Source organism: Burkholderia sp. AU4i, assembly GCF_000466765.1.
In the GTDB taxonomy this organism is placed as follows: Bacteria; Pseudomonadota; Gammaproteobacteria; order Burkholderiales; family Burkholderiaceae; genus Burkholderia; species Burkholderia cepacia.
The window spans coordinates 30,944-46,757 of sequence record NZ_ASSI01000106.1; the positions used below are offsets into that span (position 1 = coordinate 30,944).

9 protein-coding genes are annotated in these 15,814 nt (G+C 68.0%); all 9 read left to right on the forward strand.

The genetic code is table 11. From position 1 onward, the window contains the following. Positions 1–74 precede the first annotated feature (74 nt). The 9 genes from L810_RS24130 (at position 75) to L810_RS24170 (ending at position 15,713) form a co-directional block, all read left to right on the forward strand. The gene (locus L810_RS24130; protein ID WP_042975880.1) at positions 75–650 is read left to right on the forward strand and encodes a helix-turn-helix domain-containing protein; all 576 of its coding nucleotides are present in this window, start codon (positions 75–77) and stop codon (positions 648–650) included. 316 nt (positions 651–966) lie between these two features. After that, on the forward strand, positions 967–3,765 hold the full coding sequence (locus tag L810_RS24135) for a TonB-dependent receptor (RefSeq protein WP_042975882.1): 2,799 nt from the start codon (positions 967–969) through the stop codon (positions 3,763–3,765). 326 nt (positions 3,766–4,091) lie between these two features. Then, positions 4,092–5,945 carry an extracellular solute-binding protein gene (locus L810_RS24140; RefSeq protein WP_042975917.1) on the forward strand — a complete coding sequence of 618 codons (1,854 nt, stop codon included), beginning with the start codon at positions 4,092–4,094 and terminating at the stop codon, positions 5,943–5,945. Positions 5,946–5,957: 12 nt separating this feature from the next. Continuing rightward, a complete protein-coding gene (locus L810_RS24145) occupies positions 5,958–7,010 on the forward strand; it encodes a microcin C ABC transporter permease YejB (protein WP_021160941.1) in 1,053 nt (350 codons plus the stop codon). Beyond that, positions 6,964–8,076: an ABC transporter permease gene (locus L810_RS24150; RefSeq protein WP_021160942.1), complete on the forward strand. Its 1,113-nt coding sequence runs from the start codon at positions 6,964–6,966 to the stop codon at positions 8,074–8,076. Before L810_RS24145 ends, L810_RS24150 begins: the two co-directional genes overlap by 47 nt. After that, positions 8,076–9,725 carry an ABC transporter ATP-binding protein gene (locus tag L810_RS24155; RefSeq protein WP_042975884.1) on the forward strand — a complete coding sequence of 550 codons (1,650 nt, stop codon included), beginning with the start codon at positions 8,076–8,078 and terminating at the stop codon, positions 9,723–9,725. Before L810_RS24150 ends, L810_RS24155 begins: the two co-directional genes overlap by 1 nt. Beyond that, a complete protein-coding gene (locus L810_RS24160; RefSeq protein ID WP_021160944.1) occupies positions 9,718–11,169 on the forward strand; it encodes a TldD/PmbA family protein in 1,452 nt (483 codons plus the stop codon). Before L810_RS24155 ends, L810_RS24160 begins: the two co-directional genes overlap by 8 nt. Then, on the forward strand, positions 11,169–12,530 hold the full coding sequence (locus tag L810_RS24165; RefSeq protein ID WP_021160945.1) for a TldD/PmbA family protein: 1,362 nt from the start codon (positions 11,169–11,171) through the stop codon (positions 12,528–12,530). Before L810_RS24160 ends, L810_RS24165 begins: the two co-directional genes overlap by 1 nt. Before the next feature lie 21 nt (positions 12,531–12,551). After that, entirely contained in the window at positions 12,552–15,713 is a 3,162-nt protein-coding gene (locus tag L810_RS24170; RefSeq protein ID WP_021160946.1) for a multidrug efflux RND transporter permease subunit, read from the forward strand. The last annotated feature ends 101 nt before the right edge of the window (positions 15,714–15,814 follow it).

The window sequence follows — 15,814 nt, forward strand, 5'->3', positions numbered from 1 at the left end:
GGCCGGTAGCGTCACGGCATCGGTCGAGGCTTGACGACATCAAACCGATTTCGACTGCGAGGGACCGTCTTCCCATGGTTGTGCCCCCTGATGAGTCGGTGCTCGTCGCCGTGTCGCTAGGCAACAAGATCCGGGCGCTGCGCCAGCGCCTGAAACTCACGCTCGACGAAACGTCGACGATCGCCGGCATTTCAAAGCCGTTCCTGTCGCAGGTCGAGCGTGGGCGGGCGACGCCGTCGATCACGTCGCTGGTCCGGATCGCGAAGGCGCTGGGTGTGACGATGCAGTACTTCATCGACACGCCGACGGAGGCACGCTCGGTATGCCGCGGCGATGCGCTGCAGTATTTCCAGTTCACGAACTCGGCCAGCCGGTTCGCCAGGCTGACGAATCTGGTGGACGGCCGCAAGCTCGATGCGATCCTCGTCAGGATGCCGGCGGGGCAGTTGTCGTCCGAGATGACGACGCACGCGGGCGAGGAATTCGTCTACGTGTTGCGCGGGCAGGTGGCGCTGACACTCGAGGATTGCACGTTCACGCTGAACGAGGGCGATACCGCGCATTACGAGTCGACGATGCCGCATGCGTGGCGCAACACGGCCGACGAAGAGGCGGTGATCGTCTGGGTCGGCACGCCCAGGCTGTTCTAGCAAGGGCGGCCGGCACGGCGGGCCGTCAGGAAGGAGAGGTACCCGATCGGCAGCGGATGCCGGTCGGATCGGCAGGAAGCAGGCAATGCGCTCAATGTAGGTGTTTAGTATGGCGAATCAAAATAGAAAACGACGGTGATGCTGAATGGCGCGGGTGCCCCGAAGCCGAGCCGTTCGAGTCGTGGCGGTAGAAAGCGTGGCATTCGAAGGCGTGGCAATCGCGGGTTCCGGTACACGGGCACCCAGGACGCGCAAGGAATTCACAAGGTTCCGGCGCGCAGCAGGTGGGGTCTTACTACGAGCGAGAGGGAACAAGATGAAGCAGAGAGTTTTGGCGTTGGCCATCAAGAGGATAGTCTGGGCGGAGCTGGCGCTGACGGCGGCATTGGCGCCGCCGGCGTTTGCCCAGAGCCAGCCGGCGCCGGGCGCCGTCGCGATCGCGGATGCGGTCGCGAACGGCGCGCCCGTGACCGTTGCACAGGCGGGCGGCACGCCCGACGCCGCCGCTGCCACGGGCGCCACGGCGCCCGACGCGGCAGCGGGTGCGGCAACCGAGGCCGCGCCTGCCGCACCCGGTGCGAACGGGCAGGGCAAGGTCGCGCAGATCAAGCGCTTCGAAGTGACGGGGTCGCTGATCCGGCAGGCCGACAAGACCGGTTTCCAGCAGGTGCAGACGATCACGCCGAAGGAAATCCAGGCCAGCGGCGCGGTGACCGTCACCGACTTCCTGCGCGATGCGGCGGCCAACTCGGCGAACAGCTGGGGTGAAGGGCAATCGGGCAACTTCGCGGCCGGCGCGGCCGGTATCGCGCTGCGCGGCCTGTCCGAGAAGTACACGCTCGTGATGGTCGACGGCCAGCGCGTCGCACCTTACGCATTCTTCTCGAACAGCGTCGACTCGTTCTTCGACCTCAACACGATCCCGCTCAACGATATCGAGCGGATCGAAATCGTGAAGACGGGCGCCGTGTCGCAGTACGGTTCGGACGCGATCGGCGGGGTCGTCAACATCATCACGAAACACAATTTCCGCGGCCTGCAGCTCGACGGCAGCCTCGGCAGCGCGATCAATGCCGGCAACGGCGACGGCACGACGAAGTTCGGCGTGCTCGGCGGCTTCGGCGACCTGAACGCCGACCGCTTCAACGTGACGGCCGCGCTCAGCTACTACAAGTCGAACGGCTTCACGCTGGCCGATCGCGACTCGACGCGCAACCAGGACTTCACGGGCAAGCCGGGCGGCTTCTCGCTGCTCGCGCCGTCGTACTGGAACATGCCCGGCGGCGTCGCGCAGGCGCTGAGCGGAGGCTGCCCGTTCGGCGGCTCGGTGCATCCGGCCGCATCGAATTCGCTGTCGTCCGGCTCGCCGGGCACCGTCTGCGCGTACAACACGGCCGAAAGCACGTCGATCCTGCCGATGACCGAGCGCCTGAACGCGAAGCTCCATGGTGACTTCAAGATCGACGACAAGACGACCGCGTTCGCGGATTTCCTCGAGAGCTACAACACGACCACGACCAACGACGGCCTGTGGAACAACGTGATCGGCAACCCGCAGAACCCGGCGCTCGTCTGGAATCCGCAGACGAAGCTGCTGTCGCCGTTCAACTACACGGTACCGGTCAGCAACCCGTACAACACGACGGGCGCGGCCACGCCGCTCACCTACGCGTTTCCGAACACGGTCGCGCAGAAGACCTGGGCGAACTACTGGCGTGCGGCCGCCGGCATCAAGGGGTCGTTCACGCTGCCGTACGGCGACTGGGACTGGGCGACGTCGGTCAGCCACTCGCAGAGCACGGTGTCGAACGTGTTCACGAACCAGCTGAACGTCAACGCGCTGAACAACATCTACCAGAACGGCACGCTGAATTTCGCGAACCCGGCGGCAACGCCGAACGCGTTCAACGGGCTGTTCCAGGAAGCGAACAACCTCGGCGTCTCGAAGCTCGACACGATCGACGCGACGCTGTCGACGCCGAACCTGTTCCATCTGCCGACCGGCGACGTCGGGATCGGTTTCGGCGCGCAGTTCACGCACCAGAGCGAAGTGCTGACGCCGGGCTCCGAATACCTGAGCGGGGCGGTCGTTACCCCGGACCTCGAGACGGTGAACGGCCAGCGCAACGTCGCGGCCGTCTATTACCAGATCAACGTGCCGATCCTCGAGAACCTGACGTTCAGCCAGGCCGGCCGCTACGACCACTACACGGACGTGGGCGGTGCCTTCTCGCCGCGCTTCGCGTTGCGCTACCAGCCGATCAAGGCCCTCACGCTGTATACGTCGTACAACCGCGGCTTCCGCGCGCCGACCTTCGTCGAGGACAGCAAGTCGCAGACGCTCGGCATCCAGGTCGATCCGGCCACCGGCCAGAACTACACGTCGATCACCGTCGGCAACCCGAACCTCGCGCCGGAACGCACGCGCAACTTCAATATCGGCTTCCAGGTATCGCCGAGCCGCTACACGGATCTCGGCTTCGACTGGTACAAGATCCGCATCGACAACGTGATCGGCCAGGGCGCGCCGTCACAGGTCGTGACCGATCCTACGACGGGCCAGCTGCTGTACAAGATGATTCCGTACCAGAACCTCGGTTACCTCGACACGAACGGCTTCGAAGGCACGTTCCGCCAGGGCCTGCCGCTCAAGGGCTGGGGCACGGTCACGCTGTCGGGCGACTGGGCGTACATCAACAGCTACAAGATCGGCTTCCCGGGCGGTACGCCGGTCAACGGCGCGGGCAACAACTTCACGATCACGCAGCCGTTCGGCGGCAGTTTCCCGCGCTGGCGCGGCAACACGACGCTGGACTGGAACTACCGGAAGTTCGATGCGGCGCTGACGTGGCAGTTCACGGGCCCGTACGCGCAGAACCTGCTGCCGGCGCCCGCGCCGTCGAAGGTCGGCTCGTACAGCCAGTTCAACCTGATGATGACTTACACGGGCTTCAAGAACTGGACGATCTACGGCGGCATCAACAACCTCTTCAACCGCACGCCGCCGTACGACCCGATCTTCGCGAACGGCACGCTGGACCAGAGCGGGTACGACACGTCGGTGTATTCGTACATCGGCCGGTTCGCGCAGGTGGGCGCGACGTACAAGTTCTGACGGCGATCGGTATGCGCTGACAGGCTTTGGACAGGCCGCTCCACGTCCACTACCCCCTTTTCGGGGCGGCCTTTTTTCGCCTGGCGCCACGACGTCCCGCAACCGGGCCGCGCGGCGGCGCAGTTGATCCGATCGTGTACAGCACGAACCACACGCGGGACGCGGCCGGCATGCGGCGTCCGGCACAGGCATCGACCGTGCGCAGGCAGCGCGCCCGCACGCTTCCGGACAGACCGACCATGAGACTGTTGAATGGGCGACGGGCACGCGTGCCGCGCCACTCGCACCTGAAGCGCCTTCCGTGCCTGAAGCGCACGCATGCGCGGATGCGTGCCGCCACACGCGCCGCGCTGCTTGCGTGCGCCGCGTGGCTCGTGTCGGGCGGCGTCATGCCGCAGGCCGCGCTCGCCGTGCCGGCGATCTCGCAATACGACCATCCGAAGTATCCGCCGGGCTTCACGCATTTCGACTACGCGAATCCGGACGCGCCGGACAGCGGCACGCTCGATTTCGAAAACTACGACGAAGCGCAAAGCTACGACTCGCTGAACCCGTTTCTCGTGCGCGGCTCGCCCGCACCGGACATCAAGAACCTGATGTTCGACACGCTGATGCAGCGCAGCTGGGACGAGCTCGCATCCGAATACGCGCTGATCGCCGACGACGTCGAGGTCGCGCCCGACGGGCTGTCGGCGACGTTCCATATCGATCCGGCCGCGCGCTTCTCGAACGGCGACCCGATCACCGCGGCCGACGTCAGGTATTCGTTCGACACGCTGACGAGCCCGCAGGCCTCGCCGCTGTACAACGCGCAGTTCTCGATCATCAGGCGTGCGGTGGTCGTCGACGGCCACACGGTGCGCTTCGAGTTCAAGCACGCGGAGCGCGACGCCGCGCTGATCGCGGGCGACCTGCCGGTGTTCTCGCCGAAGTGGGGCATGCGTGCGGACGGCACGCGGCCGCCGTTCGACCAGATCGCGACGGTGCCGCCGATCGCGAGCGGCCCGTACCTGATCGAGCAGCGCAAGAACGACAAGCAGATCGTCTATGTGCGCAACCCGCACTACTGGGCGGCGAACCTGCCGTCGCGACGCGGCATGTTCCGCTTCGCGCGCGTGTCGTTCAAGCTGTACCTGGATCAGTACACGGCGCTCGAGGCATTCAAGGCCGGCGACATCGACGCGCGCATGGAATACAGCGCGACGCAGTGGGCGCGCAAGTACGTCGGCAAGAACTTCCGCAACGGCATGCTCGAGCGCGGCGAGTTTCCTGACGGCCCCGCGCAGATGCAGGGCTTCCTGATGAACATGCGCAAGCCGATGTTCCAGGACGTGCGCGTGCGGCACGCGCTCGCGCTGGCGTTCGACTTCGACTGGATGAGCCGGATGATGTTCTACGGGCAGTATCGCCGTACCAACAGCTTCTGGGAGGCGAGCCCGTTCGCGGCAACCGGCGTGCCGAGCGAGAAGGAGCGCGCGTTGCTCGAACCGTTCCGCTCGACGCTGCCCCCGGAGGTGTTCGGCCCGATGGTCCGGCAGCCGTCGACGCTGCCGCCCGGATCGTTGCGCGAGAACCTGAAGCAGGCGCGCGACCTGCTCGCGCAGGCCGGCTGGTTTTACCGCGACGGCGCGCTGCGCGACGCGAACGGCACGCCGATGACGATCGAGATCATCGACGACCAGCCCGGCATGGACCGCCTGATCCTGCCGTACACGCAGGCGCTCGCGATGCTCGGCATCCACGCGTACCTGCGCGAGATCGACAGCGCGGTCTACCTGAAGCGGCTCGACAACTTCGAGTACGACATGACGACGTACATCTACCTGCCCGTGACGATCCCGGGTGCGGAGCTGACGCGCCGCTTCGGCAGCGCGGCCGCGTCGCAGCCGGGCTCCGAGAACTATCCGGGCGTGAAGTCGAAGGCCGTCGATGCGCTGATCCGCGCGGCGCTCGCCGCCGACACGCTCGACGATCTCGAGACGGCCACGCACGCGCTCGACCGCGTGCTGATCAACCTGTACGCGCTGATTCCGCAGTACTACCTGCCGAATGCGCGGATCGCGTACAAGGCGACGCTCGGCCACCCGGCGATCGTGCCGGACTCCTATCAGTATGAAGACTGGATCATCGACTACTGGTACGTGAAGCATCCGGCGGCGAAACCCGCGCCGGCAGCCTGACGGGGAACGACGATGCTGGCATACATACTCAGGCGGTTGCTGCTGATGGTCCCGACGCTGATCGGGGTGGTGACGATCACGTTCGCGGTCACGCAGTTCGTGCCGGGCGGCCCGGTCGAACAGGTGCTCGCGCAGCTGCGCCACGGCAGTGCGCGCGGCGGGGAGGCGGGCGGCGCAGGCGGCGGCTACCACGGCAGCCAGGGCGTCGACCCACAGCAGATCGAACAGATCCGCAAGCAGTTCGGCTTCGACAGACCGCCGCTCGAACGCTACGTGCTGATGCTGAAGAGTTATGCGACGTTCGACCTCGGCCAGTCCTATTTCGCGCATCGCAGCGTGTGGGCCGTCATTCGCTCGAAGCTGCCGGTGTCGATCACGCTCGGGATGTGGACGGTGATCCTCACGTACCTGGTGTCGGTGCCGCTCGGCATCGCGAAGGCGGTGCGCAACGGGTCGCGGTTCGATACCGTGACGAGCGTGCTGGTGCTGGCCGGCTACGCGGTGCCGGGCTTCGTGCTCGGCGTGCTGCTGCTGATGCTGTTCGGCGGCGGCACGTTCTGGCAGGTGTTTCCGATGCGCGGGCTCACGTCCGACAACTTCGACGATCTGACGCTGATCGGAAAGGCGCTCGACTATCTGTGGCACATCGTGATGCCGGTGACGGCGTCGGTCGTCGGCAACTTCGCGATCGTCACGATTCTCACCAAGAACACGTTCCTCGAGGAGATCGGCCGGCAATACGTGCTGACCGCCCGCGCGAAGGGCGCGCCCGAGCGCGACGTGCTGTGGAAGCACGTGCTGCGCAACGCAGCGATCCCGCCGCTCACCGGGCTGCCGGCCGCGTTCGTCGGCGCCTTCCTGAACGGCAACCTGCTGATCGAGACGCTGTTTTCGCTCGACGGCATGGGGCAACTGTCGTACGACTCGGTGATCCGCCGCGACTATCCGGTCGTGCTCGGCTCGCTGTTCCTGTTCACGCTGATCGGCCTGCTGACCAAACTCATCGCGGATATCTGCTATGTCCTCGTCGACCCCCGTATCCAGTTCAACCGCCTGGACCACTGACCAGGCATGCGCCGCGTGCTCGGCCTCGCCGTCGCCGTGGCGGCGCACGTGGTTACGCTTTCGCGCACAGCCGCTCGGCTACTGGAGCCTCGTGATCTTCACGGTGCTGTTCGTGCTCAGCCTTGGCGCGAACCTGCTGTCGAACGACCGGCCGCTGATCGTGCGCTACGACGGGCACTATTACTTCCCGATCGTGAAGGACTATCCGGAGACCGCGTTCGGCGGCGATTTTCCCGCGATGACGAACTATCTCGACCCGTACATCCGCACGAAACTCGAGTCGCACGGCAATTTCGCGCTTTATCCGCCGAACCGCTATCGCTACGACACGATCGACTATTTCGCGTCGCGGCCGTATCCGGCACCGCCGTCCGCCAGCAACTGGCTCGGCACCGACCAGTTCGGGCGCGACGTGCTCGCGCGGCTGCTGTATGGGTTCCGGCTGTCGGTGCTGATGGCGTTCGCGCTGACGGTATCGGGTGTGCTGGTCGGCGTGCTGACCGGCGCGCTGCAAGGCTTCTACGGCGGCCGTACCGACCTGGTCGGCCAGCGCCTGATCGAGATCTGGAGCGCGCTGCCCGACCTGTACCTGCTGATCATCTTCGCGTCGATCTTCACACCGTCGCTGTGGCTGCTGTTCGTGCTGCTGTCGATGTTCGGCTGGCTCGTGCTGTCCGACTACGTGCGCGCCGAATTCCTGCGCAACCGCGCGCTCGACTACGTGAAAGCGGCACGCACGATGGGGCTGACGAACGCGCAGATCATCTGGCGCCACGTGTTGCCGAACAGCCTGACGCCCGTGATCACGTTCCTGCCGTTCCGGATGAGCGCGGCGATCCTGTCGCTGACGAGCCTCGACTTCCTCGGGCTCGGCGTGCCGCCGCCGACGCCGAGCCTCGGCGAACTGCTGCAGGAGGGGAAGAACAACCTGGATGCGTGGTGGATCTCGATCGCGGCGTTCGCGGCGCTGGTGGTGACGCTGCTGCTGCTCACCTTCATGGGCGATGCGCTGCGCAACGCGCTCGACACGCGCACGCGCGGCTCGGCATTCGGCGGAGGGCGATGATGACGAGACCGTTGCTGCAGATCGACGGGTTTTCCGCGCATTTCGGCGCGAACGCGGCCGTTCAGGACCTGAACCTGTCGATCGGCCGCGGCGAGCGCATGGCGCTCGTCGGCGAGTCGGGGTCGGGCAAGAGCGTGACCGCGCTGTCGATCCTGCGGCTCGCGCAGCAGGCGACGCTGTCGGGGCGGATGCTGTTCGACGGCGAGGATCTGCTCGCGAAGACCGAGCAGCAGATGCGCGGGATCCGCGGCGCCGATATCGCGATGGTGTTCCAGGAGCCGATGACGGCGCTCAATCCGCTGTATACGATCGGCAAGCAGATCGCCGAGAGCCTGCGGCTGCACGAGGGGCTGCGCCCGGGCGAGGCGCGCGAGCGCGGGATCGCGCTGCTGCGCCGCACCGGGATTCCCGAGCCGGAGCGGCGTATCGACAGTTTTCCGCACCAGCTGTCGGGCGGGCAGCGGCAACGCGCGATGATCGCGATGGCGCTGGCGTGCCGGCCGCGGCTGCTGCTCGCGGACGAGCCGACCACCGCGCTCGACGTGACGGTGCGCCAGCAGATCGTCGAGCTGCTGATCGAGCTGCAGGAGCGGGAGGCCGCCGAGCGCGGGATGGCCGTGCTGCTGATCACGCACGACCTGAACCTCGTGCGGCGCTTCGCGCAGCGTGTGGCCGTGATGGAGAAGGGCGTGCTGGTGGAGACCGGCACGACCGCCGGGCTGTTCGCGGCGCCGCAGCATCCGTACACACGCCGGCTGCTCGACAGCGCGCCGCAACGGGCGGTCGAGCCGGTCGCCGCCGGCGCGCAGACGATCCTCGACGTGCGGCAACTCGCCGTCGACTACCGCATCGCGGCAAAGGGCTGGCGCTCGGTGCTCGGCAAGACCACGTTCCGCGCCGTGCACGACGTGCAGTTGAGCCTGAAGCGCGGCGAGACGCTCGGGATCGTCGGCGAGTCGGGTTCGGGGAAATCGACGCTCGCGTCGGCGGTGCTCGGCTTGCAGCGGCCGGCGTCGGGCGGGATCGAGATCGACGGCATGCCGCTCGCGTCGCTGCGCACGACGCAGGGCCGGCGCACGCTGTACGGGCGCATGCAGGTGGTGTTCCAGGATCCGTTCGGCTCGCTGTCGCCGCGCATGACGGTCGAGCAGATCGTCGGCGAAGGGCTGGGCGTGCACCGGCCGCAGGTGACCGGCGACGCGCGGCGGACGCGGATCGCCGCGCTGCTGCAGGAGGTCGGGCTGCCGGCCGAGGCGATGCTGCGTTATCCGCACGAGTTTTCCGGCGGGCAGCGGCAGCGGATCGCGATCGCGCGGGCGCTGGCGGTGGAGCCGGAACTGCTGGTGCTCGACGAGCCGACGAGCGCGCTCGACGTGTCGATCCAGAAGCAGGTGCTGAATCTGCTGACGAATCTGCAAAAGAAGTACAAACTCAGCTACCTGTTCATCACGCACGATCTGGCGGTGATGCGCGCGATGGCCCACCGGGTCATCGTGATGAAGGCGGGGCGCGTGGTCGAGGCGGGCGAGACGCTCGACGTGCTGCACGCGCCATCCCATCCGTATACACGGGCGCTGCTCGCGTCGTCCATGCCGGCGCCGACGCCGGCGCGCGGCCCGGAGCAGAGGCAAGAGAGAACCGATGATTGACGAGAACCGGGCGCCGGGCGCCCGAGCCGTACAGGCGGCGCAGGCGTTGCGAAGCGACGCCGATTTCTGGTCGCTGCGTATCGTCGACGAGACGATCGACGAACATGCGGTGCGCAACGACGTCGCGCAGCCGTTCTCGCGCACGCGCGAGCGCGGCGCGATGCTGATGGCCCGGGCCGGCACGGGCGCGGGTTATGCGGCGACGCCCGACCTGTCCCCGGCCGGGCTGCAGGCGGCGCTCGACATCGCGACCGCGCGGGCACGGGCCAGCGCGCCGTGGGCGCTGGTCGATCATCGCCAGGCCGAGCGCCCGCAGACGAGCGGCACGTATGCGTCGCCCGATGTCGACGCGGCGCTGCCGTCGCGCGCGGAATGGATCGAGCGTCTCGCGCACGAATGCGCGGCGGCGAACCTCGGCGCGCGCATCGTCGAGCGCGCGGCGAGCGTGATGATCGTCGATACAGAGCAGTGTTACCTGACGAGCGACGGCGTCCGGATCGACCAGCGGTTCCGCTTCCTGATGCCCGAGCTGCACGCCGTCGCCCACGGCGACGGCGACACGCAGACGCGCTCGCTCGGTCAATCGGGCACGCTGGCGCAGGGCGGCATCGACGTGCTGGCGCGCTACGGCTTCGACGGCGCCGGCGCGCGCGTCGCCGACGAGGCGCTGCAGCTGCTCGCCGCGCCGAACTGCCCGACCGGCCGGCGCGACCTGTTGCTGATGCCCGACCAGATGATGCTGCAGATCCACGAATCGATCGGCCATCCGCTCGAACTCGACCGGATCCTCGGCGACGAGCGCAACTTCGCCGGATCGAGCTTCGTCAGGCCGGAAATGGTCGGCCACTACCAGTACGGCTCGCCGCTGCTGAACGTCACGTTCGATCCCGAGCCGGCCGCCGAAGCCGCGTCCTACGCGTTCGATGACGACGGCACGCCGGCGCGCAAGCAGTACCTGATCCGCAACGGCGTGCTCGAACGGCTGCTCGGCGGGGCGCTGTCGCAGCAGCGTGCGGGCCTGCCGGGTGTCGCCAATTCGCGCGCGTCGAGCTGGAACCGCGCGCCGATCGACCGGATGGCGAACCTGAACGTCGAACCTGGCGACCAGTCGCTCGATGCGCTGGTCGCGGGCACCGAGCACGGAATCCTGATGCGCACCAACACGTCCTGGTCGATCGACGACCACCGCAACAAATTCCAGTTCGGTTGCGAATTCGGGCAACTGATCGAGAACGGCCGGCTCACGCAGGTCGTCAAGCGCCCGAACTACCGCGGCATCTCCGCGCAGTTCTGGCGCAGCCTGCGCGCGGTAGGCGACGCGGGCACGTTCGGCATCTACGGCACGCCTTATTGCGGGAAGGGCGAGCCCGCGCAGATCATCCGGGTCGGCCACGCCGCGCCGGCCTGCGTGTTCGCCGATGTCGACGTATTCGGAGGCGCGTGATGACGGGATTCGATCCGATGGCACGCCGCGCCGGCATCGACTGGCATGCGCATTTCACCCGGCTCGCCGACGAGGCGCAACGGCTGAAGGCGCCGGCCGAAACCGTCCTGCTCGGTTTCTCGAGCGAAACGTCCGACTTCGTCCGCTTCAACGGCGGCAGGATTCGCCAGACCGGTCGCGTCACGCAGGGGCGATTGTCCGTGCGGCTCGTCGACGGGGCGCGGCAAGCGCACTCGGCGCTGACCGTCTGCGGCGATCCGGCGGCCGACCTGCCCGAACTGGCCGCCGCGCTGGCCGTGCTGCGCGACGGCCTGCGCGATGCACCGGACGATCCACACCTGCTGTTCGATACCTCGTCGTGGCTGCAGGAAACCCACCGCACCGGGCGCCTGCCGGATGCGGACGGGCTCGCGCGCGTCGTGGCCGAATGCGCGCGCGGTCTCGATTTCGTCGGCTTCTACGCGGGCGGCACGCTGGCGCGCGGCTTCGCGTCGTCGACCGGCAGCCGCGGCTGGTACGAGGTCGAGAACTTCAACTTCAGCTGGTCGCTGTACGACCCGAGCGGACGGGCGATCAAGACCGCCTACGCAGGCGACGACTGGAGCGATGCGGCGTTCGCCGCCCGCGTCGAGGCGGCCGCCGCGCGGCTGCCCGTGCTCGGCCGCACGCCGAAGGCGCTTGCGCCCGGACGCTACCGCGCGTATTTCGCGCCGGACGCCGTTCACGAGATGACGAGCCTGCTCGGCTGGAGCGGCTTTTCGGCGCGTGCGCTGGCGAGCGCCCGCAGCCCGCTGCATCGCCTGTACACCGGCGAGGTCGCGCTCGATCCGCGCGTGTCGATCACCGAGGATTTCTCGCTGGGCATCGCGCCGGCGTTCAACGCGGACGGCTACCGGCGTGACAGCGTGCCGCTCGTCGTCGGCGGGCGCGGGGAAGGGCAGCTCGTGAGCGCACGCACCGCGCGCGAGCACGGGCGTGTGCCGAACGGGGCGGACAACGGCGAATCGCCGCAGTCGCTGACGATCGCGGGCGGCACGCTCGCGGATGCCGACGTGCTGGCCGCGCTCGACACGGGGCTCTACGTCGGCAACCTCTGGTACCTGAACTTCTCGGACCCGATCGCCTGCCGGATGACGGGGATGACGCGCTTCGCGACGTTCTGGGTCGAAGGCGGGCGCATCGTCGCGCCGGTCGACGCGATGCGGTTCGACGACAGTTTCTACCGGCTGTTCGGATCGGAGCTCGAGCAGCTCGGCGCGACGCCTGCGCTGCTCGCGAACGACGACACGTACGGCGAGCGCGCCACCGGAGGCGCGCAGCTGCCGGGGCTGCTCGCGCGCGCGTTCGAACTCACGCTGTAGCGCGGCTGCCGGTACTCGCCGATGCCGTCATTCTTCATCGACCGTCCCGTCTTTGCGTGGATCGTCGCGCTCGCGATCGTCGTCGCGGGCGTGCTGGCCATTCCGCAATTGCCGATCGCGCAGTATCCGCGCCTGGCGCCGCCGCGGGTCGTGGTCACCGCCTCTTATCCGGGCGCGTCGACCGAGACGGTCGATGCCGACGTCGGCAGCGTCATCGAGGAAAGCCTCGACGGCGCCGACGGGCTGCTGTATTACGAGACGAGCAGCGACGGCCACGGCAACCTCGAGATCGACGTGACGTTCTCGCCCGGCACCGATCCGGACATCGCGCTCGTCGACGTCAACAACCGGTTGAAGCAGGTCGAGCCGCGGCTGCCGCAGCAGGTCGTCCAGCAGGGGATCGGCGTGTTCAAGGCGGCGAACACGTTCCTGATGCTCGTCACGCTGACGTCGACCGACGGCACACGCGATTCCGCGCAGCTCGGCGACTACCTGAACCGCTACGTGCTGCGTGAGCTGAAGCGCGCGCCGGGTGTCGGCGCGGCCGAGCTGTGGGATGCCGACGAGGCGCTGCGGGTCTGGCTCGATCCCGTGAAGTTGCGCGAATACGATCTCGGCGCCGACGACGTGATCGCGGCGATCAGCGCGCAGAACGCGACGGTCACGGCCGGCGCGATCGGCGACGCGCCGTTCGTGCACGGCCAGCAGCTGACCGCGACGGTCGTGGTCAAGGGGCAGCTTGCGTCGCCCGAGGAGTTCGGCCGGATCGTGCTGAAGTCGAAGCAGGACGGTTCGGCGGTGCGCGTCGCCGACGTCGCGCGCGTCGAGATCGGCCGCGACGACTATTCGTTTTATTCGCGGCTGAACGGCCGGCCGGCCGCGACGGTCGGCATCCAGCTCGGCCCGCGCGGCAACGCGCTCGAAACGTCGAATGCGATCCGCGCACGGCTCGCCGAGCTGTCGCGGACGCTGCCGCCGGGCATCGCGGTCGAGATTCCCTTCGACGGCGCGCATTTCGTCAAGATCGCGATCCACGAAGTCGTGCTGACGCTCGTCGAGGCCGTCGTGCTGGTGTTCTGCGTAATGTGGCTGTTCCTGCGCGACCTGCGCTACACGCTGGTGCCGACCGTCGTGATTCCGGTCACGCTGATGGGCGCGTTCGTCGCGATGTGGGCGTTCGGGCTGTCGATCAACGTGTTCACGATGTTCGGCCTCGTGCTGGCGATCGGCATCCTGGTCGACGATGCGATCGTCGTCGTCGAGAGCGTGCATCGCGTGATGGAGGAGGGCGTATCGCCGCGCGACGCCACACGGCGGGCCATGAAGCGGATCGGCGGGGCGATCGTCGGCGTGACCGCGGTGCTGACCGCCGTATTCGTGCCGATGGCGTTTTTCCCGGGCAGTGTCGGCGGCATCTACCGGCAGTTCGCGGTGGCGATGATCGCGTCGATGCTGGTGTCGTCGTTCATGGCGCTGTCGCTCACGCCCGCGCTGTGCGCGAACCTGCTGAAGCCGGTCGCGCGACACGGCGGCGGAACCGGCCGGGCGACGCGACGCGGCATCGGCGCGCGTCTGGCCGACCGGTTCGGTGCGGCCTTCGCGCGCACCGAATCCGGCTATCGCCGCGTCGCGGTGTTTGCCGTGCGCCGCACCGGGATGGTCGTGGCCGTCTATGCGGCACTCGTGCTCGCATGCGGGCTGCTGTACTGGATGATGCCGGGCGGCTTCCTGCCCACCGAGGATCAGGGGCAACTGCAGGTGATGATCCAGTTGCCGGCGGGCGCCACGCAGGCGCGCACGCTCGCGGTCGTCGAGCGTGTCGAGGCGATCCTGCGTGCGGAGCCGGCGATAGCGAACGTGACGAGCGTGATCGGCTGGAGTTTCGCGGGCAGCGGGCAGAACGTCGGGATGGCGTTCGTGGAACTGAAGGACTGGGCGCAACGCGACGTCGACGCGATGGCGTTGCGCGACCGGCTCAACGCGCGTTTCGGCGCGATCCTCGACGGCGACGTCGAGGCGGCGCTGCCGCCTTCGGTGCGCGGCATCGGGCATTCCGACGGATTCACGTTCCGGCTCGAGGATCGCGGCGGGGGCGGGCTCGACGCGCTGAAGGCGGCCCGCGCGAAGCTTGCCGAGCGTGCGAAGGCGGATCCGCTGCTCTCGGCCGTGCATTTCGAAGACCTGCCGGACGCGCCGCGTATCGAGCTCGACGTCGATCGCGCGAAGGCGTATGCGCTCGGCGTGCCGTTCGAGCGGATCGCCGGGCTCCTGGGCGGCACGTTCGGTTCGAACTACATCAACGACTTTCCGGCGTCGGGCCGGATGCGGCGGGTGATCATCGAGGCCGACCCGGTTGCGCGCGCGACCGACGCGCAACTGATGGCGCTGACCGTCCCGAACCGCACCGGCGACATGGTGCCGCTTTCGGCGCTTGCCGCGCCGCACTGGACGATCGGCCCGGTGATGCTGAACCGGTACAACGGTTATCCGTCGCTCGACATCAGCGGCCGGGCGGCGACCGGCACGAGTTCGGGCGCGGCGATGGCGGAGATGGAGCGGCTGGCCGGTGCGCTGCCGGCCGGGATCGGTTTCGACTGGGTCGATGCGGCGCGCGAGGAGCAGGTCGCCGCACGGCAGACGCCGCTGCTCGTCGGGTTGTCGGTGCTCGCGGTCTTCATGGCGCTGGCCGCGCTGTACGAAAGCTGGACGATTCCGCTGTCGGTGCTGACGATCGTGCCGCTCGGCATGATCGGCGCGATCGCGGCGGCACTCGTGCGCGGCATGCCGAACGACGTGTACTTCAAGGTCGGGATGATCACCGTGGTCGGGCTGGCGGCGAAGAACGCGATCCTGATCGTGCAGTACGCGCGCGACCTGGCCGGTCATGGCGTGCCGCTGCGGCAGGCGGTGGTCGATGCGGCCGCTGCGCGATTCCGGCCGATCGTGATGACGTCGATGGCGTTCCTGCTCGGCGTCGTGCCGCTCGTGCTGGCGACGGGCGCCGGGGCGGAAAGCCGGCGATCGATCGGCACGGGCGCGTTCGGGGGTGTGCTGGCGGCAACGGTGTTCGGCCTCGTGTTCGCGCCGGTGGCGTTTCGTGTCGTGGCGTCGGCCGGGCGACGCGGCCGGCGTGCGGCGGTGGCGACGCGCGACGATCGTCAGGCTGAGGCGGTGGGGGAGTGACGACGTGCCACGCAGTGCCGGCAGGTGGATTTCGTGCGTTGCGTTGCGTTGATTGAATGCGATCGTCGTGCGGACGTCTCGCAGACGGCGCGATGCTCAAT